This is a genomic window from Cryobacterium sp. M23 (assembly GCF_002929655.1).
GTDB classification, from domain to species: domain Bacteria; phylum Actinomycetota; class Actinomycetes; order Actinomycetales; family Microbacteriaceae; genus Cryobacterium; species Cryobacterium sandaracinum.
The window spans coordinates 50,352-71,000 of record NZ_PJJV01000068.1 but is presented as its reverse complement, the minus strand read 5'-3'; the positions used below and the strand labels follow the sequence as shown (position 1 = coordinate 71,000).

General features: G+C 67.1%; 25 protein-coding genes. 13 read left to right on the top strand and 12 right to left on the bottom strand.

Annotation, left to right across the window (positions count from 1 at the left end; genetic code table 11):
* Window positions 1–130 precede the first annotated feature (130 nt).
* Together CXY82_RS08250 and upp are read right to left on the bottom strand one after the other, a co-directional pair.
* Window positions 131–835 (bottom strand): winged helix-turn-helix domain-containing protein, encoded by a 705-nt coding sequence (locus CXY82_RS08250; RefSeq protein WP_104170486.1) that lies wholly within the window; start codon window positions 833–835, stop codon window positions 131–133.
* A 520-nt stretch (window positions 836–1,355) separates the two neighbouring features.
* Window positions 1,356–1,988, bottom strand: a complete 633-nt coding sequence (upp, locus tag CXY82_RS08245) for a uracil phosphoribosyltransferase (RefSeq protein WP_104100677.1) — start codon at window positions 1,986–1,988, stop codon at window positions 1,356–1,358.
* Between the two features lie 34 nt (window positions 1,989–2,022).
* Here upp and tadA point away from each other — a divergent pair, with 34 nt between their 5' ends.
* Window positions 2,023–2,502 carry a tRNA adenosine(34) deaminase TadA gene (gene tadA, locus CXY82_RS08240; RefSeq protein ID WP_104170485.1) on the top strand — a complete coding sequence of 160 codons (480 nt, stop codon included), beginning with the start codon at window positions 2,023–2,025 and terminating at the stop codon, window positions 2,500–2,502.
* Here the strand turns inward: tadA and CXY82_RS08235 are convergent.
* Window positions 2,459–3,172 carry a glutamine amidotransferase gene (locus CXY82_RS08235; protein ID WP_104170484.1) on the bottom strand — a complete coding sequence of 238 codons (714 nt, stop codon included), beginning with the start codon at window positions 3,170–3,172 and terminating at the stop codon, window positions 2,459–2,461. The two genes, tadA and CXY82_RS08235, sit on opposite strands and share 44 nt — an antisense overlap.
* Window positions 3,169–4,131, bottom strand: coding sequence for a cation diffusion facilitator family transporter (locus tag CXY82_RS08230; protein ID WP_104170483.1), 963 nt, complete (start codon window positions 4,129–4,131; stop codon window positions 3,169–3,171). Before CXY82_RS08230 ends, CXY82_RS08235 begins: the two co-directional genes overlap by 4 nt.
* 62 nt (window positions 4,132–4,193) lie before the next feature.
* On the opposite strand from CXY82_RS08230, the gene proC reads away from it, so the two are divergent.
* Window positions 4,194–5,042 carry a pyrroline-5-carboxylate reductase gene (gene proC, locus CXY82_RS08225; protein ID WP_104100681.1) on the top strand — a complete coding sequence of 283 codons (849 nt, stop codon included), beginning with the start codon at window positions 4,194–4,196 and terminating at the stop codon, window positions 5,040–5,042.
* Window positions 5,043–5,070: 28 nt separating this feature from the next.
* Here proC and CXY82_RS08220 read toward each other — a convergent pair whose 3' ends face one another.
* Together CXY82_RS08220 and CXY82_RS08215 are read right to left on the bottom strand one after the other, a co-directional pair.
* Window positions 5,071–5,742, bottom strand: a complete 672-nt coding sequence (locus CXY82_RS08220) for a TrkA family potassium uptake protein (RefSeq protein ID WP_104170482.1) — start codon at window positions 5,740–5,742, stop codon at window positions 5,071–5,073.
* The gene (locus CXY82_RS08215) at window positions 5,735–7,105 is read right to left on the bottom strand and encodes a TrkH family potassium uptake protein (protein ID WP_233199259.1); all 1,371 of its coding nucleotides are present in this window, start codon (window positions 7,103–7,105) and stop codon (window positions 5,735–5,737) included. The genes CXY82_RS08220 and CXY82_RS08215 overlap by 8 nt, the downstream gene beginning before the upstream one ends.
* Window positions 7,106–7,251: 146 nt before the next feature.
* On the opposite strand from CXY82_RS08215, the gene CXY82_RS08210 reads away from it, so the two are divergent.
* Both CXY82_RS08210 and CXY82_RS08205 read left to right on the top strand, forming a co-directional pair.
* Window positions 7,252–7,698: a helix-turn-helix transcriptional regulator gene (locus CXY82_RS08210; RefSeq protein WP_104170481.1), complete on the top strand. Its 447-nt coding sequence runs from the start codon at window positions 7,252–7,254 to the stop codon at window positions 7,696–7,698.
* Between the two features lie 123 nt (window positions 7,699–7,821).
* A complete protein-coding gene (locus tag CXY82_RS08205) occupies window positions 7,822–7,920 on the top strand; it encodes a 30S ribosomal protein bS22 (protein WP_003792170.1) in 99 nt (32 codons plus the stop codon).
* Between the two features lie 54 nt (window positions 7,921–7,974).
* Here the strand turns inward: CXY82_RS08205 and CXY82_RS08200 are convergent, their stop codons facing one another.
* On the bottom strand, window positions 7,975–8,697 hold the full coding sequence (locus CXY82_RS08200) for an HAD family phosphatase (protein ID WP_104170480.1): 723 nt from the start codon (window positions 8,695–8,697) through the stop codon (window positions 7,975–7,977).
* Between the two features lie 56 nt (window positions 8,698–8,753).
* Between CXY82_RS08200 and CXY82_RS08195 the strand changes: the two genes are divergently transcribed.
* Window positions 8,754–9,023: a glutaredoxin family protein gene (locus CXY82_RS08195; protein ID WP_104170479.1), complete on the top strand. Its 270-nt coding sequence runs from the start codon at window positions 8,754–8,756 to the stop codon at window positions 9,021–9,023.
* A complete protein-coding gene (locus CXY82_RS08190) occupies window positions 9,020–9,316 on the top strand; it encodes a Dabb family protein (protein ID WP_104170478.1) in 297 nt (98 codons plus the stop codon). Before CXY82_RS08195 ends, CXY82_RS08190 begins: the two co-directional genes overlap by 4 nt.
* Window positions 9,317–9,339: 23 nt before the next feature.
* Here the strand turns inward: CXY82_RS08190 and aspS are convergent, their stop codons facing one another.
* A complete protein-coding gene (gene aspS, locus CXY82_RS08185; RefSeq protein WP_166786597.1) occupies window positions 9,340–10,668 on the bottom strand; it encodes an aspartate--tRNA(Asn) ligase in 1,329 nt (442 codons plus the stop codon).
* A gap of 63 nt (window positions 10,669–10,731) precedes the next feature.
* Here aspS and CXY82_RS08180 point away from each other — a divergent pair, with 63 nt between their 5' ends.
* The 5 genes from CXY82_RS08180 to ccsB are packed head-to-tail and all read left to right on the top strand — an operon-like array spanning window position 10,732 to window position 15,395.
* Window positions 10,732–11,376 carry a histidine phosphatase family protein gene (locus tag CXY82_RS08180; RefSeq protein ID WP_104100689.1) on the top strand — a complete coding sequence of 215 codons (645 nt, stop codon included), beginning with the start codon at window positions 10,732–10,734 and terminating at the stop codon, window positions 11,374–11,376.
* Window positions 11,373–11,969, top strand: coding sequence for a TlpA disulfide reductase family protein (locus CXY82_RS08175; protein ID WP_104170476.1), 597 nt, complete (start codon window positions 11,373–11,375; stop codon window positions 11,967–11,969). The genes CXY82_RS08180 and CXY82_RS08175 overlap by 4 nt, the downstream gene beginning before the upstream one ends.
* A gap of 2 nt (window positions 11,970–11,971) precedes the next feature.
* Window positions 11,972–12,733, top strand: a complete 762-nt coding sequence (locus CXY82_RS08170; RefSeq protein ID WP_104170475.1) for a cytochrome c biogenesis CcdA family protein — start codon at window positions 11,972–11,974, stop codon at window positions 12,731–12,733.
* Entirely contained in the window at window positions 12,717–14,381 is a 1,665-nt protein-coding gene (locus CXY82_RS08165; protein ID WP_104170474.1) for a cytochrome c biogenesis protein ResB, read from the top strand. The genes CXY82_RS08170 and CXY82_RS08165 overlap by 17 nt, the downstream gene beginning before the upstream one ends.
* Window positions 14,382–14,432: 51 nt before the next feature.
* Entirely contained in the window at window positions 14,433–15,395 is a 963-nt protein-coding gene (ccsB, locus tag CXY82_RS08160) for a c-type cytochrome biogenesis protein CcsB (RefSeq protein ID WP_104170502.1), read from the top strand.
* A 103-nt stretch (window positions 15,396–15,498) separates the two neighbouring features.
* Here ccsB and CXY82_RS08155 read toward each other — a convergent pair whose 3' ends face one another.
* From CXY82_RS08155 to CXY82_RS08140, 4 genes are all read right to left on the bottom strand, one after another.
* A complete protein-coding gene (locus tag CXY82_RS08155; protein WP_104170473.1) occupies window positions 15,499–16,479 on the bottom strand; it encodes an o-succinylbenzoate synthase in 981 nt (326 codons plus the stop codon).
* A 65-nt stretch (window positions 16,480–16,544) separates the two neighbouring features.
* Window positions 16,545–16,808 (bottom strand): hypothetical protein, encoded by a 264-nt coding sequence (locus CXY82_RS08150; RefSeq protein WP_104170472.1) that lies wholly within the window; start codon window positions 16,806–16,808, stop codon window positions 16,545–16,547.
* Between the two features lie 29 nt (window positions 16,809–16,837).
* Window positions 16,838–17,134, bottom strand: coding sequence for an ATP-dependent DNA ligase (locus tag CXY82_RS08145; RefSeq protein ID WP_104100695.1), 297 nt, complete (start codon window positions 17,132–17,134; stop codon window positions 16,838–16,840).
* Window positions 17,135–17,219: 85 nt separating this feature from the next.
* On the bottom strand, window positions 17,220–18,341 hold the full coding sequence (locus tag CXY82_RS08140) for a sigma-70 family RNA polymerase sigma factor (RefSeq protein ID WP_104170471.1): 1,122 nt from the start codon (window positions 18,339–18,341) through the stop codon (window positions 17,220–17,222).
* A 157-nt stretch (window positions 18,342–18,498) separates the two neighbouring features.
* On the opposite strand from CXY82_RS08140, the gene CXY82_RS08135 reads away from it, so the two are divergent.
* Together CXY82_RS08135 and CXY82_RS08130 are read left to right on the top strand one after the other, a co-directional pair.
* Window positions 18,499–19,410, top strand: coding sequence for a 1,4-dihydroxy-2-naphthoyl-CoA synthase (locus tag CXY82_RS08135; protein ID WP_104100698.1), 912 nt, complete (start codon window positions 18,499–18,501; stop codon window positions 19,408–19,410).
* Window positions 19,411–19,416: 6 nt separating this feature from the next.
* Complete coding sequence (locus tag CXY82_RS08130; protein ID WP_199180914.1) at window positions 19,417–20,583, top strand: AMP-binding protein; 1,167 nt, start codon at window positions 19,417–19,419, stop codon at window positions 20,581–20,583.
* Window positions 20,584–20,649: the final 66 nt, after the last annotated feature.

The following is a 20,649-nucleotide window of genomic DNA, read 5'->3' as shown; positions in this document are numbered from 1 at the left end:
TTGCGGGGACGATTTGGGCAGAATCTCCGTCGAATTCGTTCGAGGAGAGGCGCTGCAAGGCCCCGGAAACCCCAATCGGCGAACCCTCATCGCCCACGGCGGCGGGACTCACACAGCGGGAAGCTGGAAGCTAGAAGACGTCCGGGCTCGGCGTGCTCGATTGGCGGATCGACACGTCGGCGTGCCGGTCGAAGCGGTAGCCGACCCCGCGCACGGTGCGCACGATGTCTTCGTAGCGACCGAGCTTGGCGCGCAGGCGACGCACGTGCACGTCGATGGTGCGCTCATTCGGCGCGTCTTCCTCGTCGGAGGCGTTCCACAGCTTGGCGATCAGTTCGGCACGCTCGATGGTGCGGCCTTCGCGGAGCACCAGGTACTGCAGCAGCTCGAATTCCTTGTAGGTGAGCGCCGCGGTCTCGCCGTCGAGGATGACCCGCTTGCGGGAGATGTCCACCACGACGCCGCCGAGTGCGCGGTCGGGGTCGTCCGTCACAGTGCGGTGCCGAGCCAGCGCAGTCGGGTCCTGCAGGGCGAGGCGCACGACGTCGACGTCGCGTCCACCGGCTCCGGCGGGCGCCAGTGCGACGGCGGCATGAGTCTCCGCCGTCGGCGCGATGGTTCCGGTGAGGGCTTTGAGCGCCTCGACGATGCGGCTGAGGCTGGTCCCGGCCGCGGCGGCCGTGGCCTCGTCGATGCCGACGTAGAAAACGAAGCCACGGGCCTGCGTGCCTTCGGGCACGGCGCGGATGCGGGGTGCGGCGGGCGTCGGAGCGGTCTGGCGTTCGAGGCGTGCGGCCTGGGCCGAGCGGGCGGTGTCAATGTGGGCAAGCGACATGAGAGTAATCCTTGGCTGGGGTACTGCAGGTGAACCCGACGCTGAGGAGCTGTTCCAGGTTCGAAAAAGTGCGGCCGGTGAGAGGCCTGGAGGGAGCGAGAGGGGCTCCGGAGTTCAACCAACCGGCCGCGTGAAGTCAGCGGGGCGGGAACTCGGCGAGGTGTTCGCTGCTTAGCGGGACATTCGGCAACACGCGCAGCAGCTGCCGGGCATCATCATGCCGGCAGTCCCGGGGGCCTCGAAGGAGGTCTGGGGGCGTGCGCTCGTTGTCATAGTTGCGAGTAAAGCCCACTGTTACGGCGTGTGTCAATTCTGAAACCAAGGATGACGCCGTGTGACACGCATCACGTTCGGTGGCTCCGCGGCGGATCGGAGAATCCATCGCGGATCGCGAAAGCATGAAAGTTTCCATGATGAAATTCAATTTCATCAAAGATTCTTGAATATGCCGGGTATCGACGCCCGGCATGTCGCAGGACCTGCGGTTTCCGCCGCCCGACGGAATTGGTGCTCGCTAGGGCTAGACCAAACCGTAGAGGCGGTCGCCGGCGTCACCGAGGCCGGGAACGATGTATCCGTGCTCGTCAAGCTTGTCGTCGACGGCACCGAGAACGATGGTCACTTCGCGGCCCTCGAGGGCCTTCTCGACCGCGGCGAGCCCCTCAGGCGCGGCGAGGATGCAGATGGCCGTGACATCGACGGCGCCGCGGTCGAAGAGGAACTGGATGGCTGCGATCAGCGAACCGCCCGTGGCCAGCATCGGGTCGAGCACGAAGCACTGGCGGTCGGAGAGGTCGTCGGGCAGGCGCTCCGCGTAGGTGGCGGGCTGAAGGGTCTCCTCGTTGCGGGCCATGCCGAGGAAGCCGACCTCTGCCGTCGGTAGCAGTTTGACCATGCCCTCGAGCATGCCCAGGCCGGCGCGGAGGATCGGCACGACGAGCGGCTTGGGGTCGCTGATCTGCACGCCGCGGGCCTCGGAGACCGGGGTCTGCACGGTCACGTCCTCGACTCGCACGCCGCGGGTCCCCTCATAGGCGAGGAGGGTCATCAGCTCTTCGACAAGTGACCGGAAGATCGGCGACGGCGTGTTCTTGTCTCGGAGTACCGTGAGTTTGTGGGTGATCAGGGGGTGGTCGGCTACGTGGACTCGCATAGGCTCAATCTACTAGTCGGGGAAGGGAACGTAGATGGGCGAGGTCGATCGCCGGCACAGCGAATGGATGCGGCTCGCGCTCTGCGAGGCCCGCGCTGCCCTCGAAACGGGGGATGTGCCCGTCGGTGCGGTGGTGCTGGACCCGTCCGGCCGTGTGATCGGCCGCGGACGCAACGAGCGCGAAGCGCTGCAGGATCCCACCGGCCACGCCGAGATCGTCGCCATCCGTCACGCTGCCGCGTCCCTGGGGGACTGGCACCTGACCGGCTGTACCCTGGTGGTGACGTTGGAGCCCTGCGTGATGTGCGCGGGCGCGATCCTGGCCGCGCGGGTGCCGGTCGTGGTTTTCGGCGCGTGGGACGAGAAGGCCGGCGCCTCCGGATCGGTCTACGACGTGCTGCGTGACCGCCGGCTCAATCACCGCGCTGAGGTCTACGCCGAGGTCGACGCTGACGAATGCGGGGAGCTGCTCAGGGCGTTCTTCGCGGACCCAACCCGTCGAGCCATTCGCTGAACATGGACCGGGAAGCGTTCTGCATACCGCTGGAGTAACGTTCGCGTTCGCGGCGCAGGTCGCCCACGTCGAAGCCCTCGGCGGCCACCTCCGCCTCCGAGGCCGCCAGCCACACCTCGTGCATCTCCTCGGTGACCTCCGGGTGGAACTGCACGGCCAGCGCCCAGTCTCCGATCCCGAAGGCCTCATTGCCGTACTGGGGGGACCCGGCGAGCCGTGTCACCCCGTCGGGCAGGTCGAACGTGTCGCTGTGCCACTGGAAGACGGGGACGCCGCTGACGTGCCGCAGCGGGGATGTCGCCCCGGCCTTCGTGGGCTCCACGGAGCGGTAGCCGATCTCGTTCGTCGGCCCGCGGTAGACGCGGGAGCCCAGGGCGTTCGCCATCAGCTGCGCACCCAGGCACACGCCGAAGACGGGCAGAGAGGCGCCGAGCCGCTGCGTGAGCAGGTCGATCTCGGCGTGCAGCGCGGGGAACTCGTCGGCCTCGTAGACCCCCATCTCGCCGCCGAGAACGACCAGCAGGTCGGCTTCCCGCGGGTCGAGGGCGCGCACGTCCTCCTTGAGCGTGTCGACGTAGCGAATGGAGTAACCGTGCTCCCGCAGCACCGGTTCGAGGTTGCCGAGGTGGATCGTGTCATCGTGGCGCAGGACGACCGCGGTGCGGTTCACTCGCTGCCTTTGATGACGATGGTGTCGGTGGGCGGCGTGCGGCGGTTGGGGTCGAAGAACAGGTCCGGCTCGAGGTAGATGACGCGGGCCGCCGGCACGGCCTCGCGGATGCGGGTTTCGACGGTGTTGATGCCCGCCGCCACATCGGAGAACTGGCTGTCGGCCTCGAAGGCGATCTTGGCGGCGACGAGCAGTTCGTCCGGGCCGAGGTAAAGGGTCTTGAGGTGGATGATCTTGCGCGTCTCCGGACCGGCCAGGATGGCACGCTCGATGGCCGCGGCATCCGTCTTACCGGCGCCTTCGCCGACGAGGAGGCTCTTGGTCTCTACGCCGAGGACCACGGCGACCAGGACGAGCAGTACGCCGATGAACAGGGTGCCGATGGCATCCCAGACGGGCTCGCCGGTGATGATGGTGAGGCCGACGGCGAGGAAGGCGAAGACCAGGCCGGCGAGAGCGGCGATGTCTTCGAGCAGCACGACGGGCAACTCGGGCGCCTTCGCGTGCCGCACGAACTGCACCCAGCTTTGGTTGCCGCGCACGAGGTTCGATTCCTGGATGGCGGTGCGAAGTGAGAAGGACTTGAGTCCCATGGCGACCAGCAGCACCACGATGGGCAGCCACGGCACGTCGAGCGGGTGCGGGTCCTGCAGCTTCCGCACACCCTCGTAAAGGGAGAAGACGCCGCCGACGGAGAACAGGATGATCGACACCACGAACGCGTAGACGTAGCGTTCCCGGCCGTAGCCGAACGGATGCTCCTTGTCGGCTTCCTGCTTGGCCTTGCGACCGCCGACGAGTAGAAGCACCTGATTTCCGGAGTCGGCCAGGGAGTGCACGCCCTCGGCGAGCATCGAGGAGGAACCGGAGAATGCCCAGGCCACGAATTTCGTGATCGCGATCCCCAGATTGGCGAGGAGTGCCGCCACGATTGCTTTGTTCCCGCCCGAAGTGCTCATGGGGCAATCCTAGAATGCACACCAGACGGACCCGGCACAGGGGGCGAAAGTAGACTCGTCGGATGACTTCGACTGCAACCACCACACTGCCCGCCATCGCGTTCCTCGGCGCCGGATCGATGGCGAGGGCCGTTCTGACCGGGCTGCTGAACCCGAATGTGACCGTTCTGGGCGGCATCCGGGCAACCAACCGCTCCACGGCGAAGGCCGACGAACTCGCAGGAATCCCCGGCGTCACCGCCTGGGCCACCGCCGACGAGCCCACGGCCAACCGCAAGGCCGTCGCCGGCGCGCGCATCGTGATCGTCGCCGTGAAGCCCGTCATGGTCCTCGACCTGCTGGCCGAGATCGCCGACAGTCTCGAACCGGGCACGCTCGTCATCAGCGTCGCCGCCGGCGTCACCATTGCCACGTTCGAGGCGTCGCTGCCCGAATCCGTGTCGGTCATCCGCTCGATGCCGAACACGCCGGCCCTTGTCGGCAAGGCCGTCACCGGGCTGAGCGCCGGCACGCGGTCCAGCGACACCGATCTCGAGCTCGCGAGGTCCCTCTTCGGCACCGTCGGCGACGTCCTGGTCGTGCCGGAGGAGAAGCTCGATGCCCTCAGCACCATCTCCGGGTCAGGTCCGGCCTACGTTTTCTACCTGATCGAGCAGCTCACCGCGACGGCGATCGCCAAGGGTTTCACCCCGGAGGAGGCCGCGGTCATGGTGAACGGCACCTTCCTCGGTGCGACGAGCCTGCTGGTGGCATCCGACCTGTCCCCGACGGAACTGCGCCGCCAGGTCACAAGCCCGAGCGGCACCACCGAGCGTGCCGTGTGGGAGCTGGAAAAGGGCGGGATCAAGGACCTGTTCGACCGGGCGACGGATGCCGCACTCGCCCGGGCCCGCGAACTCGCCGGCCACTAGAACTCCAGGCCACGAGAACTCCAGGCCCCTAAAACTCCAGCGACGCGAACCGCTCGATGTCGGACTCGGTGCCGGAGACGATGATCAGGTCCTGGTCGGTGATGACCGTCTTCTCGGTGGCGTAGGTGAAGGGGCGGTCGGGGCTCTTCACGCCGACCACGGTGACGTTGTACTTGCGGCGCAGCCCGGATTCGGTCAGGTTCAGGCCCCGGATCGGCTTGGGCGGGATCATCTTGACCAGGGCGAAGTCGTCGTCGAATTCGATGAAGTCGAGCAGGCGTCCGGAGACGAGGTGCGCCAGGCGTTCGCCTGCCTGTGCCTCCGGGAAGACGACGTGGTTCACCCCGATGCGCTCGAGGATCGTGCCGTGCGACTTGGAGATCGCTTTCGCCCAGATCTGCGGGATCCCGAGGTCGACCAGATTCGCCGCGATCAGCACACTGGCCTCGACGGACGAGCCGACGGCGCAGACGGCGATCGAGAATTGCTGCGCGCCGATCTGGCGGAGCGCTTCCATGGAGGTGGCGTCGGCCTGCACCGCGTGCGTGACGCGTTCGGACCACTTCTGCACGAGGACCGCGCTGTCGTCGACGGCGAGCACATCCCGTCCGAGCCGGTCGAGTTGCCCCGCGGTGGCCGCGCCGAACCGGCCGAGGCCGATCACGAGCACCGGTGCGTCGTGTTTGAAGCGGTCAGCCAACGATGGGTCTCTCTTCCGGACGGGAGAACAACTGCCTGCTCTGGCTCGCGGCGAGGGCAGCCGCGAGAGTCACTGTACCAATCCTGCCCATGAACATGGTTGCCGCCAGCACATACACTCCGGCCGGAGGTAGTTCGCCGGTCAGGCCCGTCGACAGGCCGCAGGTGGCGAACGCGGAGATCACATCGAAGAGCACCTGGTCGAAGGGCGCCTTGGAGATCTGCAGGATCAGGATGCTGGACACGGCCACCGTCGTGGCGCCCCACAGCACCACGCTGACCGCGAGCCTCAGGATGTCGCTGGGGATCCGGCGGCCGAACGCTTCCATCTGGCTTCGTCCGCTGGCCTCGGCGAAGGCGGCGAGGAAGAGGATGGCCAGGGTCGTCACCTTGATGCCGCCGGCGGTCGACGCGGAGCCGCCGCCGATGAACATCAGCATGTCCGTGGCGAGCAGGCTCGCCCCCTGCAGGTCGCTGATGTCGATGGTCGCGAAGCCGCCGGACCGGGTCATCATCGACAGGAAGAGCGACTGGAAGATCGTGTCGCCCACGTTCAGCGACCCGAACGTCTCCGGGTTGTCGAACTCGAGCGCGATGTACACGGCGACGCCGGCCACGAGCAGCACCACGGTCGTGAAGAGGGTCAGTTTCACGTGCAGCGACCAGCGTCTGGGGCTATGCCAGCCCCGGGCGAGGGCGTAGATCACCGGGAAACCCAGGCTGCCGAGGAACGCGCCCACCATCAAGGCGCTGAGGAACCAGTAGTCGCTGGCGAACGGGGCCAAACCTCCGACGTTGGGGGAGAAACCGCTGTTGGTGAACGCCATGGCCGCGTAGTACACGCTCTGCCAGAGCGCCTCGCCGACAGGTGTCCCGACCGCGAGGATACGCGGAAAGAGCAGAATAACCACGACCAGCTCGATTACGAAGGCGCTGATCGCGACCGTCACGAGCAGGTTGCCGACCTCGCCCAGGCGAACGGCCTGTCCTTCATTGACCGGTCCGGCATGGATGCGGGACGGGTTCGTGTCACTGGCGGCCATCAGCCGGGCGCGCAGGCCCAGGCGCCGGGAAATGACCATTCCCATCAGGGAGGCGAGGGTCAGCACGCCGACCCCGCCGATATTGACGCCGACCACCACCAGGACATTGCCGAAGGCCGACCAGTGCGTGGCCATGTCCACCGTCGCGAGGCCGGTCACGCAGATCACCGACACCGCGGTGAAGAGGGCATCGTGCAGCGGGGTGACGATGCGGTCTGCCGTGGCGATGGGCAGGGAGAACAGGAGGGTGAACACCAGGACCAGTGCGGTGAAAACGAGGATGGCGAATCGGGACGGCGAGCTGCGGACCAGACCGTCCACTGAGTCTCGCAACCAGGCGTACCAACTGGTGGGACGCGGTGCGAAGGCGGAATCCGCTATCCGAGTCTGCACTGAAACCTCCGACTTGCCCGCGACGAACGGCTGTCGCCATGGTATCCCCCACCGGGAATGAGTAGCCTTGAGGCATGGCAGACATCTTTGGCGTGGTGGCGGATTCGACCCGACGCGAAATTCTACGCATTCTCCTCGAGCGATACAACCAATCGAACACGGCCGGCGGAGAGCTGAGCGTGTCTGACATCGTCGACAAGCTCGGCCTGAGCCAGCCAACCATCTCGAAGCACCTGAAGGTGCTGCGCGAAGCGGGCTTGGTGGGCGTGAGAGAAGCCGGTCAGCACCGGTATTACCATCTTGACTACGCGCCGCTCGAGGAAATCGAAGACTGGCTGATCCCCTTCCTCACTGTCGACTTCGACGCCACCGTCGAGGAGCTGACCGAGGAGACAGAGGGCTTGAAGGTGGAACAGCGGGCATTCGCCGCGGCCATCGGAAAGGCCTTTGCGGAAACATCATACCAAATGGCGCATGCGGTCAAAGATGCTAAGCCCCGAAAATGGCGGAGGATCGACTAGTCGGCGGCGCTTGAACGCCCGAATGCGCACACCGCGTAGGAGAGTGTTGTTTTTCCGGTAGACTGACATCTACCGTGTCTGTCGCGAATCCCGCGGCGAAACCAATTCTTTTGTGAGGTCCGTGTGGGTTCTGTAATCAAGAAGCGACGCAAGCGTATGGCGAAGAAGAAGCACCGCAAGCTGCTTCGTAAGACTCGCCACCAGCGTCGCAATAAGAAGTAGACGGTTCTGAACCGTTTGTCATAGCTACCGGCGTAAGCGCTAGGCCCCTGGGGTCTAGCGCTTTTTGCTTGTCCGGGTGGCGGCCCTGATGCTGCCGCGTTTGAGGATCATCACCGGCCAGTGGCGGGCCGCGGCATAGCGGCGGAGCGTCGCATCCGGATTCACGACCACCGGATTGCCGACCAAGTCCAGCAACGGAATGTCGTTGTGGGAGTCGGAGTAGGCCCAGCAGACGGCCAGGTCGACGCCGCTGCGCTCTGCCTGGGCGTTGGCGGCGACGGCCTTGCTGGCACCGTGGCAGACACCCTCGGTGAGGCGGCCGGTGAAAATTCCGTCGACGGCCTCGAGCCGGGTACCGAGCGCGCCCGTGAGGCCCAGCCGTTCGGCGATGACGTCGGCCACCTCCTGGGCGGTCGCGGAGACGAGCCAGACCTCGCGCCCGGCCTTGAGGTGCGCACGGGCGACGGCGACCGTTTCCGGCCAGAGCCGCTGCAAGAGGCGGGCGTCGAAGATCTCCGTGCTGAGCGCGACGAGTTCGTCCCGGCTGTAGCCCACGACCACTTCCAGCGCGCGCTCCCGGATGCTCGCGAGGTGCATCCTGTTTTCGCCGACGTAGAGGAATCGGGCCTGCTTCCAGGCGAAGGAGAGTAGGTCCCGGCCGGTGACCAGTCGTCGCCGCCAGGCACCCACACCGAGGTGGTACAGGCTGGCGCCGCGCAGGAGGGTGTTGTCCACGTCGAAGAACGCGATTGCGGGGGCGATGGTGTCTTCGGACATGTGTGCGGTCAAGTCTAGTTGCGTGTTGCGTCGGCGAGCCAGCATAGGCTGGAGCAATGGCTACTGCACTCCTCACCCTGATCGGCAAGCCCGGCTGTCACCTCTGCGATGACGCCCGGGATCTGGTCGGCAGCGTCGTGACCAAACTCGCCGACGACCCGTCCGCCCCCGACATCGTGCTCGAAGAGCGCTCGATTCTCGACGACGCCGAGCTGCACGCCCTGTACGTCGAGGACATCCCGGTGCTCCTGCTCAACGGCAAGGTGCACAATTACTGGCGCATCGATCCACTGCGGCTGCGCACGGCGCTTCTGGCCGTGCGATGATCCGGCACATCGTCTCCTGGCAACTAGCCCCGGCTGACCCGGTCCAGAAGGCCGCCGCCGCGGCCGGGATCGCGGTCCGCCTGGAAGGGCTCGTGGGCGTCGTCGACGAGATCCGCTCACTGCAGGTGGGTTTCGACGTCGCCGGCGGCTCCAACTGGGACGTCGTGCTGATCGCCGACTTTGACGACCTGGACGCCGTCAACCGCTACCAGGTGCACCCCGCCCACCAGGCGGCGGGAACCTTCATCCGTTCCGTCGTATCGTCGAGGATGGCCGTCGATGTCGTCGTCTGACCGTTCGGCTACGGCCCGTTCGGCTACGGCTCGAGGCGCGTCGGGCCGCGGAACAGGTAGGTGACCTCGCGGATGCTGGCCTGGTGCAGCATCAGCATGAGCACCCGGGCGAGGCCCATGCCGAACCCGCCGTGCGACGGAACGCCGTAGCGGAAGAAGTCGAGGTAGCCCTCGATCTCCTCGGGGTCGACGCCCTTCTCCTTGGCCTGCTCGACCAAAATGTCGATGCGGTGCTCGCGCTGCGCTCCAGTGGAGATCTCGGTGCCGTTGAAGATCAGGTCATAGCTCTTGGTGATGCTCGCGTCGCCCTCGTGGCGCATGTGGTAGAACGGCCGGATGCTTGAGGCGTAGTCGGTGAGGAAGACGAACTCGTGGCCGAAGGTCTCGAGCACGTAGGCGGCGATCCGGCGTTCGCCTTCGGGGTCCATGTCGTCGTCATCGCGCGGGACCTCGTAGCCGCGGGTCTTGACGATCTCCTTGGCCTCGGCCAGCGGGATGCGCGGGAACGGTGTACTGGGCACGGTGACCTCGACCCCGAAGAGGGCCAGGACCTCGTCGCCGTGCTTCTCCTTGACGGCCGTGAATCCGGCGACAAGCAGCTCTTCGTGCAGCTGCATGACGTCTTCGTGGCTGTCGATCCAGCTGATCTCGGAGTCGACGCTGGTGAACTCGGTGGAGTGACGGCTGGTGAACGACGGGTCGGCGCGGAACGCCGGTCCGACCTCGAAGATTTTGCCGAAGCCGGCGGCCTGGGCCATCTGCTTGAAGAACTGCGGGCTCTGCGCGAGGTAGGCCTTGGTGTCGAAGTACTCCACCTCGAACAGCTCGGCGCGGGACTCGCTCGCGCTGGCCATCAGCTTCGGGGTGTGCAGCTCAATGAAGTCATTGTCGATCCAGTACGTGCGCAGTGCGTGCTCGAACGTGGTCTGGAGGCGGAAGATCAGGTTCTGCTTGGGCTGGCGCAGATCGAGGAAGCGCCAGTCGAGGCGCTTGTCCAGATTGGAGTCGGCCGCGATCGGAGTCTCGGGGATGGCGACCGTGACGACCTCGAGGGTCGCGAGCTTGATTTCGATGCCGCCGAGCTTGACGCGCTCGTCGTGCTTGAGCTCACCGGTGACGGTGACGAAGCTGCCCTGCGACAGGGTGGAGATGGTGGTGGCCGGTTCGTCGGCGACGACAATGCCGTCGGCATCCGTGGTGCGCGGGTTCACGAGCTGCACCGCGCCGGATTCGTCGCGCAGCACGACGAACTGCACCTTCTTCTGGTCTCGGACGGTGTCGACCCACCCGGACACCGTCACGGGTCCGTTGTCGAGGGCGTCCAGGTTCTTGATCACTATGCGCTCAGTCACCGGGCAAGTTTAGCCGTACGGCTCTCGGCGTATTCGCGGGTGCCCCCTCCGTAGACTGGAAGAGTGGTAGCCAGACAGGTACATCTCGTGCGGCACGGTGAGGTTTTCAATCCCGAGCGCGTTCTGTACGGACGCCTGCCCGGATTCCGCCTCTCCGATCTGGGGGCTCAGATGGCCGAGGCGGCTGCCGCCGATCTGGTGGAGCGCGGGCGCCCCGTCGCCCGCATCATCTCCTCACCGCTGCAGCGTGCGCAGGAGTCGGCCGCTCCGATCGCGGCTGCCTTCACCCTTCCGGTCGACATCGACCCGCGCATCATCGAGCCGACCAATTTCTTCGAGGGCAAACGGATGCGGGGCACGGGCGGGGCCCTGCGCGATCCCCGCAGCTGGCACGCGCTGATCAACCCGCTGCGCCCCAGCTGGGGCGAACCGTTCGACTCGATCGCGAAGCGCATGCTCGCCGCGATCGAGGATGCCCGCAACTCGGTCGACGAGGGCGACGTCGTGCTCGTCAGCCACCAGCTTCCGATCTGGATGGTGCACCGCGCCCTGGCCCGGCAGCGTTTGCCGCACGACCCGCGCAAACGCCGCTGCGACCTGTCGAGCATCACAACCCTGTCCTGGCCCGGCGGCTTCCCCGACGAGACCGGCTACTCCAACCCTGCCCTGTCGCTGCAGGTCGGCGCCTCGGACGTAGGAGCCGTATGAACCTCCGTCCCCGCGCCGCCGTCACCGCCCTGGTTGCCGTGGCGCTACTGCTGACCGGCTGCTCCGCCGACCCGCTCGCCGAACAGTATCGCGAGGGCAGCAGTAAGGGCTTCATCGCCGGTGACGGCAGCTGGACCGAGATCCCGGCCGCCGAGCGCGGCGATCCCATCTCCTGGAGCGGCGCCGACGAAAACGGCGACCCGCTCTCCAGCGAGGACTACGCCGGCAAGGTCGTCGTGGTCAACTTCTGGTACGCCAGCTGCGCGCCCTGCCGGGCGGAAGCCCCGGCCCTGCAAAAACTCAACGAGGAATTCGCCGGCACGGACGCCCACTGGGTCGGCGTCAACGTGCGGGACCAGGCCGCGAACGCGACCGCGTTCAACGAGAGCTTCGGCATCACCTACCCGTCGGTGATGGACGTCGACAACGGGAGCATGCAGCTCGCGTTCAGCGGCAGCATCCCGCCCAACGCCGTTCCCACCACGCTGGTGCTCGACCGGTCAGGCCGGGTTGCGGCCCGCATCCTCGGTGCGATCTCGGAGCCCTCCATCCTCGAGACTCTCGTGCGCGACGCGATCGCCGAGGATTCGTAGGCGTGGACAACCCCTTCGGCGAGATCGTCTTCAGCGGCCAGCTCTACCTGGCCATTCCCATCGCCGTGCTGGCCGGGCTCGTCTCGTTCGCCTCTCCCTGCATCCTCCCGCTCGTGCCCGGCTACCTGGCCTACATCGGCGGCTTCACCGACGGCAGCTCGACCGCCGCGCGCGGCGACCGCCGGGGCCGCAACCGTCTGCTGCTCGGGGTCCTGTTGTTCATCCTCGGCTTCACCCTCGTCTTCGTGCTCACCGGTGTCATTTTCGGGGTTGCCGGATTCTGGCTGAACCAGTATCGCGATGCGATCACCCGCATCGCCGGCGTCGTGATAATCCTGCTCGGCCTGGTGTTCGTCGGCCAGTTCGGTTTCGCGCAGCGCAGCGTGAAGGCAACCTGGAGACCGGGGATGGGCCTGGCCGGCGCCCCTCTGCTCGGCGCGGTCTTCGCCGTGGGCTGGACCCCCTGCACCGGCCCCACGCTCACCGCCATCAACTCTCTCAGCCTGACCACGGGCTCTCCCTGGCAGGGGGGACTGCTGGCCCTGTTCTACGCGCTCGGGCTGGGCATCCCGTTCCTTCTCATCGCGCTCGGCCTCAGCTGGGCGACCGGAGCCGTTTCCTTCCTGAAACGGCACGTCAGGGCTATCAACCTGTTTGGCGGTCTCCTCCTCGTTCTCATCGGCGTGCTCATGGTCAGTGGCGTGTGGAACGCCTGGCTCCTCGACCTGCAAGGAACGATCGGAAGTTATGTCCCGGCCATCTGACCATTACGACGCCCCGGCCTCCGCGGGAATCGTGCAACCGCACCTCGGCTTCGCAGGCTGGCTGCGCTGGTTCTGGCGCCAGCTGACGAACATGCGCACCGCGCTGTTCCTTCTGCTGCTTCTCGCGATCGCCGCCGTGCCGGGATCCCTGGTACCCCAGCGCAGCTCCGACCCGAACGGGGTTACCCAGTACTTCGCCGACAACCCCGACCTCGCACCGCTGCTCGACACGGTTCAGGCGTTCGACGTCTACTCGTCGGCGTGGTTCTCGGCCATCTACCTGCTGCTGTTCATCTCGCTGATCGGGTGCGTCATCCCGCGCACCAAGCACCACTACCTCGCGCTGCGGGCCAAGCCGCCGCGCACCCCCGCCCGCCTGTCCCGGCTGGCCGGCTTCACGGCGCGCATCGCTCCGGCCGGCACGGATGCCCAGGCCGCCGTCGAGTCCGCCCGCAGGCTTCTGAAGACCAGCGGCTACCGGGCGGCCGTCTTCGAGAATCGCGGGGAGACCTCGGTCTCGGCCGAACGCGGCTACCTGCGTGAAACCGGCAACCTGGTCTTCCACTTCGCCCTGGTCGGCATCCTGATCACCGTCGGTTTCGGTGGCGGCTTCGGGTTCAGCGGCCAACGTGTGCTGGTCGAAGGGCAGACCTTCGTGAACACCCTGCTGGCCTACGACTCGTTCAACCCCGGCCGGTTCTTCAACGACACCAGCCTCACGCCCTACAAACTCACCCTCGACAACTTCGACGTCACCTACGAGGAGGAGAACCTCAAGGCCTACGGCCAGCCGATCGACTTCACAGCAGAGGTCACCATCACCCCGCGGGGCGAGGCCGCAGAGGCCAGCCAGGTGAAGGTGAACGGGCCGGCCCGCACCGGCGGCACCGACGTCTACCTGCTCGGCAACGGCTACGCCCCCACCCTCACCGTAAAGGACCCGAACGGGGTGGTCGTCTTCACCGACTCTGTGCCGTTCCTGCCGCAGGATGCCAACCTCACCTCCCTCGGCGTGATCAAGGTTCCCGACGGGCTCGCCGAGCAACTCGGCATGATCGGCTTCTTCTACCCGACCCAGGCCACCGCGGATTCGGGGGCCTTCTTCTCCTCCTTCCCTGACCTCGAATACCCGCTGCTGACCCTCAACGTCTACTCGGGAGACCTGGGGCTCGACGCGGGCGTGCCGACGTCGGTCTACTCGCTCGACATCGACAAGATGACCCAGCTCACCGGGGGCAAGACCGGCGTGGAGTCGATCGAGTTGAAGCCGGGGGAAACCCGGGAACTGCCGAACGGCCTCGGGTCCGTCACCTTCGACGACGCCAACCCGGGGGCGCAGAACGGGGACTTCTCTGGTTCGGTGCTGCGGTTTGCCTCGTTCGACATCCACCACGACCCCACCCAGCTCTGGGTGCTGTCCTTCGCCGTTCTGGCCCTGCTCGGCCTGCTGACGTCACTGTTCGTGCCACGTCGGCGGGTCTGGGTGAAGGCCGTGCCGGAGCAGGACGGTTCGCTGCGCCTCGAATACGCGGGTCTAGCCCGGGGCGAGGACCCGACCCTGGAATCCGCCGTCAGCGACCTCGCCGATCGGCACACGGACCTGCTGTTATCCTCCCAATCGGCCACCCCGGCATCCGAACAGAAATAGGCTGTCATCGTGAATCTCAACGAGCTCTCCATTCTGAGCCTCTACTCGGCCATGGCGGTCTACGCTCTCGCGTTCATCGCCTTTTCCTTCGACCTGGCCAAGCGCTCCGCGGCGGTCCCCTCCGCCACGGCGGCAGACGCACAGGTGCGCCGGGCCGAATCTGCGCGCGCGGAAGCGGCCGGCGCGGCGGGCGGAACCACCACCCTCACCCGCATCAGCGCTCGCATCGCGAACGACGCGGTCACCCCCTACGGCCGCTCGGCCAGCCTGCGGGTGGGCGTCTCGCTCACCGTTCTGGCGTGGCTGATCCACCTGGTGTCGGCGGTGCTCCGCGGCGTGGCCGCCGAGCGCGTCCCGTGGGCGAACATGTACGAGTTCGCGATGACGGGCACCCTGCTGATCGTCTCGGTGTTCCTGATCGTGCTGACCCGCGCCGACCTGCGCTTCCTCGGCACCTTCGTCACCGGCATGGTGCTGGTGCTTCTCGGCATCGCGGCGCTGCGCTTCTACGTAGAGGTCGCGCCCCTGCCGCCGGCCCTGCAGTCGGCTTGGTTGGTCATTCATGTCTTCGTCGCCTCGCTGGGCACGGGCTTCTTCGCACTCGGGTTCGCCCTCTCGACCGTGCAACTCCTCCAGTTCCGGCGTGAGTCGCTCCTCGCGTCCGCGAAGAGCGGTCGGCTGCGGTTCCTGGCCACCCTGCCGTCGGCGGCCACGCTGGAGAACCTGGCCTATCGGGTCACCATCATCGGCTTCATCCTGTGGACCTTCACCCTCATGGCCGGCTCGATCTGGGCCGAACAGGCCTGGGGTCGCTACTGGGGCTGGGATACCAAGGAGGTCTGGACGTTCATCATCTGGACCCTCTACGCGGGCTACATCCACGCCCGCGCGACCCGTGGCTGGCGCGGATCACGGTCCGCCTGGCTGTCGATCATCGGTTTCGCCGCCGTCATGTTCAACTTCGGCATCGTCAACGTCTTCTTCAAGGGCCTGCACTCCTACTCCGGCCTCTAGACCAGGGGTCCTCGCCCCTAACGAATTCGACAATGATTTCGGCCGGATCGCCGCCAAACACGCCGAAAACCCTCTTTTTGCGCAGAATCTCCGTCGAATTGGTTCAGTCGGTGAGTAGCGCGTAGCAGCGGGTCAGGCGGGCCAGCCACCAGTCACGCCGGTCGTCCGCGGCCGCGTAACGCTCCAGCAGCTGCGGGTCGGGGGTCACCCGACGTACCGGGATGCCGCCGTCGACCGGCAGCAGCGGGTCGGTGGTGACATCGGCGGCAAGGAGCGAGGCCGTGCCGAGTCCGCAGTCGAAGTTGAGTTCCGGAATCGCGGCGGCCAGGTGGGCGCCCATCGAGATGCCGACCGAGGTGTCGAGGGCGCTTGAGACCACGGCGGGCAGCCCGGTCTGGTTGATCAGCGCCAGGGCGGCGCGGATTCCGCCGAGCGGCGCGGCCTTGATCACGAGGATGTCGGCCGAGCCCGTGCGGGCCACCAGCAGCGGGTCCTTCGCGCGGCGTACGCTTTCGTCGGCGGCGACGCCGACGTCGAGGTAGCCGGTGCGGCGGCGGATCTCGGCGAGTTCCTTGATGGTGGCGCAGGGCTGCTCCACGTATTCGAGGTCGAACTCGTTGAGGGCGTGGATGGCGTGCTCCGCCTCATCGACGTTCCACAGGCCGTTCGCGTCGACACGGATGCGCCCCTCCGGCCCGAGCACACGGCGAACCATGCGCACGCGTGCCACGTCGTCGGCGAGGGTCTGACCGGGGTCGGCGACCTTCACCTTGGCGGTGCGGCAGCCGGGGAACCGGGCGAGCACGCCGGCGACCTCGTCGGCGGTGACCGCCGGCACCGTCGCGTTCACGGGGATGCGCTCCCGAAGCAGGGGCGGCGTGGCCTGCCAACCGAAATCGAGGGCGGCCCGCAGCCAGGTGGCAGCCTCCGCGTCGTCGTATTCGGCGAACGGGGAGAACTCCGCCCAGCCTTCCGGTCCCTCCACGAGCAGGGCCTCGCGGGCGTCGAGTCCGCGAAACCGCGTCGCCAGGGGCAGGGCGACGACGCGGGCAGTTCTGAGCAACTCAGCAAGTGGTGGCAGCATGTTCCCAGTGTGCCAGCCGGGGGCTCTCCCGGGGAACGCCGGTCAGGCGGGGAACGCCAGTCAGGTCAGAGCACGTCCTGGTTGAACGCCCCGTCCACCTCGAGATCGATGTCCGGGCCGTTGTGCGGCTTGACGTTGAGAATTGCGAAGGGGATGCCCGGCGCGATCAGCAGGTAGGCGTCTTCGAAGCGCCCGCCGCCACTGTTCACCCGCAGCCAGTAGGGCTTCCCGGCCAGGAACGCGGTCTCAACCTCGGTCTGGATGGACTCCAATGACCGGCCGCCTAACGAGTACTCCGCGCCGCCGTAGACAATATCGACTCGGATCACGATTCGTCCTTCACCAGTACTGTCGCGGGTCAATGTGGTTCCGGCACGAGCTGGAGGCCGCCGGAGGAATTGGCCGAAAGCATGAGGGCTTCGATCCATTCGCGGTTGAGGCTGGGGGAGCGCCCGCCGAAATACTTGTAGGCCAGGGGTATCGCGGGATGCAGCCAGATCGTGCTGCGGCCGTCGCCGCCCTGGGGGTCGTCTCGCCACGTGAAATAGAAACACTCGCCGCGTCGCAACTTCGCCCCGATGACGACCTGGATATGGGCGAGGACCCGGTCGTCGAAATCTGCTGTCAGAGACGAGTTGTACGTGAGCTTGCCCATATATCCCCCGATAACAAAGTTTGTGCCGAGAATAGCGTGAAGTCGCCAGCACCGCTACGCTCCGTTCAGGGGGCACGGCCGAGGTTCAGTCCCGCAGGTACCGCTCCAGGCACGGCACCTTCAGCAGGGCCAGTGCGCGATTCTCGATCTGGCGCACCCGTTCCCGGGTCACGCCCTGAACGACGGCGATCTGGTCCAGCGTTTGGCGCGCGCCCCCGTCGAGACCGAACCGGGACATCAGGATCGACCGCTCCCGCGGCGGCAGGGCACTCATGTAGAAAACGATGTCCGAAGCCCGCATGGTGAGCACGGCGTGCTCGTCGGGCTGGGCCATGCCGCGGTGGATGGCTTGGCGGATCCACCAGGTGGCGTAGGTGGAGAATTTGTAGCCGGTCATGAAGTCGTATTTTTCGACGGCGCGGACGAGGCCGATGTTGCCGTCCTGCACGAGGTCCATGATGGGCATTCCGCGTCCGGAGTAGTGCTTGGCGATGCTGACCACCAGGCGCAGATTCGCTTCGATGAAGTGGTTCTTCGCGCGGCGGCCGTCATGGGCAAGCCTGGCCAACTCGCGGGCCAGGGACGGGTCGTCGACTCCGTGGGACAATTCTTCGCCGGCGAACAGCCCGACCTCGATGCGCTGCGCGAGGGTCACCTCGTCGACGGCGGTGAGCAGGGCCCCCCTGCCGATGCGGCGCAGGTAGTCGCCGAAGGCATCCGTCGATGTGCTGTAGCGGGCGGGAGCGGTCGACGGAGCGGAGGTGAAATTCGCTGACGCTGACGCTGACGCTGACGCTGACGCTGACGCTGACGCTGACGCTGACGCTGACGCTGACGCTGACGCTGACGCTGACGCCGAGGTCGGGGCTGATTCGCGGCCGGTGTCGATCGGGAGCTTGAGTGCTCCGGGGGCTGGGTCTCTTGCGTGGCCGTGCTCATCGCAGTGCCGTTCCGCTGGGTGCCGGACGGAGGGCGAGACTGGCCGTGGCGCGGTCAAAGGATGAGAAGTACGCTCGCCCCCGGGGCGGCCGAAGTCCGTCACTTCGAAGGCGTCGTCCACGCGCTGGATGAAGCCGACCAAGGCGGCCGGATCGCCGTCCGCGATCATCCGATCGCTGATGCGCCATTCCGTGGGGGAGAGTTCGTTGATCCCGATATTTCTCGCGGGTGGGGTGGGGATCGTTTTTCGTTTGTCATTGTCGGCCATCACTGCCTCCGACTATTTTTCGATAGCTCAGTACAAGGGGTGGAAACGACGGCCTCAAGGGGCTTGACTTTGCCGCTCAAACGGGGGTGCCAACCAGCTGCCGAGAGGCCCATGGCCTGCCGCATTGCGGCGCCGCAGGCCCGCGTAGGCTGGGTGCATGATCGAACAGGTTTCCGAAATCTTCGACCCGACCCAGTGGCAGGAAGTCGCGGGCTTCGACCGCCTCACCGACGTCACGTACCACCACGACGTGACTGGGAGGATCGCCCGGGTGGCGTTCAACCGGCCCGAGGTGCGGAACGCGTTCCGCCCGCACACCGTCGACGAACTGCACGCCGCCCTCGAGGACGCGCGCGTCAACCCGCGCATCGGGGTGGTGCTCCTGACCGGCAACGGACCCAGCCCGAAGGACGGCGGTTGGGCGTTCTGCTCGGGCGGGGACCAACGCATCCGAGGCCGGGATGGCTACAAGTACGCCGAGGGAGAGACCGCGTCCGGGATCGACACGGCGCGCGGCGGCCGGCTGCACATCCTCGAGGTGCAGCGGCTGATCCGGTTCATGCCCAAGGTTGTCATCGCGGTCATCCCCGGCTGGGCGGCCGGCGGCGGGCACTCCCTGCACGTGGTCTGCGACCTCAGCATCGCCAGCGCCGAGCACGGCAAGTTCAAGCAGACGGATGCCGACGTCGGCTCCTTCGACGCCGGCTACGGCAGCGCCTACTTCGCCCGCCAGGTGGGGCAGAAGACCGCGAGGGAAGTGTTCTTCCTGGCCCGCGAGTACTCCGCGCAGCGCGCCTTCGAGATGGGGGCCGTGAACGCCGTGGTGCCGCACGGCGAACTCGAGGTGGAGGCGCTGGATTGGGCCCGCACGATCCTGACCAAGTCGCCCACCGCCATCCGGATGCTGAAATTCGCTTTCAACGCCGTGGACGACGGCCTGGTCGGCCAGCAGGTGTTCGCCGGGGAGGCCACCCGCCTGGCCTACGGCACCGACGAGGCGGTCGAGGGGCGTGACGCGTTCCTGGAGAAGCGCGACCCCGACTGGGGTCCCTACGACTGGCAGTTCTAGGCGACCATGACCCGGCGGCTGAAGGTGGTGCCGGTCGGTGACCCGCTCGACCTGATGACCCCGTTGCGCCTCGCGCTGGCCGACACCGGCGACGCCGTGCTGCCGGTACCCGGCCGGCAGGAGGCCGCCGGGCGGCCGAGCCTGGTGCGCGTGCCCCGTCAGGTGGCCGTGGTGATCGAGACGTCCGGATCGACGGATGTGCCCAAGGGCGTGATGCTCAGCACCGACGCCCTGCTGAGCAGCGCCGCCGCCTCCAGCGTGCGCCTCGGCGGCCCCGGTCAGTGGCTGCTGGCCCTGCCCGTGCACTACATCGCCGGGGTGCAGGTGCTCGTGCGCTCGATCGTGGCCGACACCGTCCCCGTCGTGCTGCCGAGCGGCCACTTCGACCCGGCCGTGTTCGCCGCCTCAGCCGGGCGCCTCACCGAGCCGCTGCGGTTCACCGCCCTGGTCCCGGTGCAGCTGGCCCGGCTGGTCGCCGCGGCCGCAGACGACCCTCACCTGCTGGCCGTGCTACGCCGCTTCGACGGCATCCTGGTCGGCGGCCAGGCGCTGCCGTCGCTGCTCGCCGAGCGGGCCGTCGACCTCGACCTGCACGTGTTCGCCACCTATGGCTCGTCGGAAACTTCCGGCGGTTGTGTCTACAACGGCACCCCGATCGGCAACTCCGAGGTGCGCGTGGTCGACGGGCAGCTGGAGATCGCGGGCTCCTTGCTCGCCGAGGGGTACCTCGGTGACCCCGTGCGCACCAGCGACCGCTTCCTCGAGGTGCATGGGGGACGCTGGTACCGCACGGGTGACCTGGGCGAGGTGGATGCCGCGACGGGCCTCGTACGCGTGCTCGGGCGAGCCGACAACGTGATCATCTCCGGCGGCGAGAAGGTGTCGCTCGACGCGGTCGAGCGGGTCGTCCGGTCGCTGCCGGGCTTCGGCGAGGCCGTGGCGGTGGGGCGGCCCGACGTCACGTGGGGCCAGGTCCCGGTGCTGGTCGTGCCGGCGGAACCCGGTGCGGCCGGCCTCCCCGAGGACTCCCTCGAGAGAATCGGGGAAGCCGTGGCATCCGTGCTGGGCAAGGCGGCCAGGCCCGCGCGCCTCGTGCGGGTCGCGTCGATCCCGCAGCTTTCCACCGGCAAACCCGACCGTCTTGCGCTGGGCCGGATGCTCGCCGATCTCTGAGCTGCCGAGCTACCGAGCTACCGAGCCGCCGGCACGTACTATGAAGGCGTGGCACACGGAGCGCGG

What these genes read in the sequence shown, in the direction of transcription:
- CXY82_RS08250 (WP_104170486.1), bottom strand. Translation starts at nt 835, where the DNA reads ATGTCGCTTGCCCACATTGACACCGCCCGCTCGGCCCAGGCCGCACGC.
- upp (WP_104100677.1), bottom strand. Translation starts at nt 1,988, where the DNA reads ATGCGAGTCCACGTAGCCGACCACCCCCTGATCACCCACAAACTCACG.
- tadA (WP_104170485.1), top strand. Translation starts at nt 2,023, where the DNA reads ATGGGCGAGGTCGATCGCCGGCACAGCGAATGGATGCGGCTCGCGCTC.
- CXY82_RS08230 (WP_104170483.1), bottom strand. Translation starts at nt 4,131, where the DNA reads ATGAGCACTTCGGGCGGGAACAAAGCAATCGTGGCGGCACTCCTCGCC.
- proC (WP_104100681.1), top strand. Translation starts at nt 4,194, where the DNA reads ATGACTTCGACTGCAACCACCACACTGCCCGCCATCGCGTTCCTCGGC.
- CXY82_RS08210 (WP_104170481.1), top strand. Translation starts at nt 7,252, where the DNA reads ATGGCAGACATCTTTGGCGTGGTGGCGGATTCGACCCGACGCGAAATT.
- CXY82_RS08200 (WP_104170480.1), bottom strand. Translation starts at nt 8,697, where the DNA reads ATGTCCGAAGACACCATCGCCCCCGCAATCGCGTTCTTCGACGTGGAC.
- CXY82_RS08195 (WP_104170479.1), top strand. Translation starts at nt 8,754, where the DNA reads ATGGCTACTGCACTCCTCACCCTGATCGGCAAGCCCGGCTGTCACCTC.
- CXY82_RS08190 (WP_104170478.1), top strand. Translation starts at nt 9,020, where the DNA reads ATGATCCGGCACATCGTCTCCTGGCAACTAGCCCCGGCTGACCCGGTC.
- CXY82_RS08175 (WP_104170476.1), top strand. Translation starts at nt 11,373, where the DNA reads ATGAACCTCCGTCCCCGCGCCGCCGTCACCGCCCTGGTTGCCGTGGCG.
- CXY82_RS08165 (WP_104170474.1), top strand. Translation starts at nt 12,717, where the DNA reads ATGTCCCGGCCATCTGACCATTACGACGCCCCGGCCTCCGCGGGAATC.
- ccsB (WP_104170502.1), top strand. Translation starts at nt 14,433, where the DNA reads ATGGCGGTCTACGCTCTCGCGTTCATCGCCTTTTCCTTCGACCTGGCC.
- CXY82_RS08155 (WP_104170473.1), bottom strand. Translation starts at nt 16,479, where the DNA reads ATGCTGCCACCACTTGCTGAGTTGCTCAGAACTGCCCGCGTCGTCGCC.
- CXY82_RS08145 (WP_104100695.1), bottom strand. Translation starts at nt 17,134, where the DNA reads ATGGGCAAGCTCACGTACAACTCGTCTCTGACAGCAGATTTCGACGAC.
- CXY82_RS08140 (WP_104170471.1), bottom strand. Translation starts at nt 18,341, where the DNA reads ATGGCCGACAATGACAAACGAAAAACGATCCCCACCCCACCCGCGAGA.
- CXY82_RS08135 (WP_104100698.1), top strand. Translation starts at nt 18,499, where the DNA reads ATGATCGAACAGGTTTCCGAAATCTTCGACCCGACCCAGTGGCAGGAA.
- CXY82_RS08130 (WP_199180914.1), top strand. Translation starts at nt 19,417, where the DNA reads ATGACCCGGCGGCTGAAGGTGGTGCCGGTCGGTGACCCGCTCGACCTG.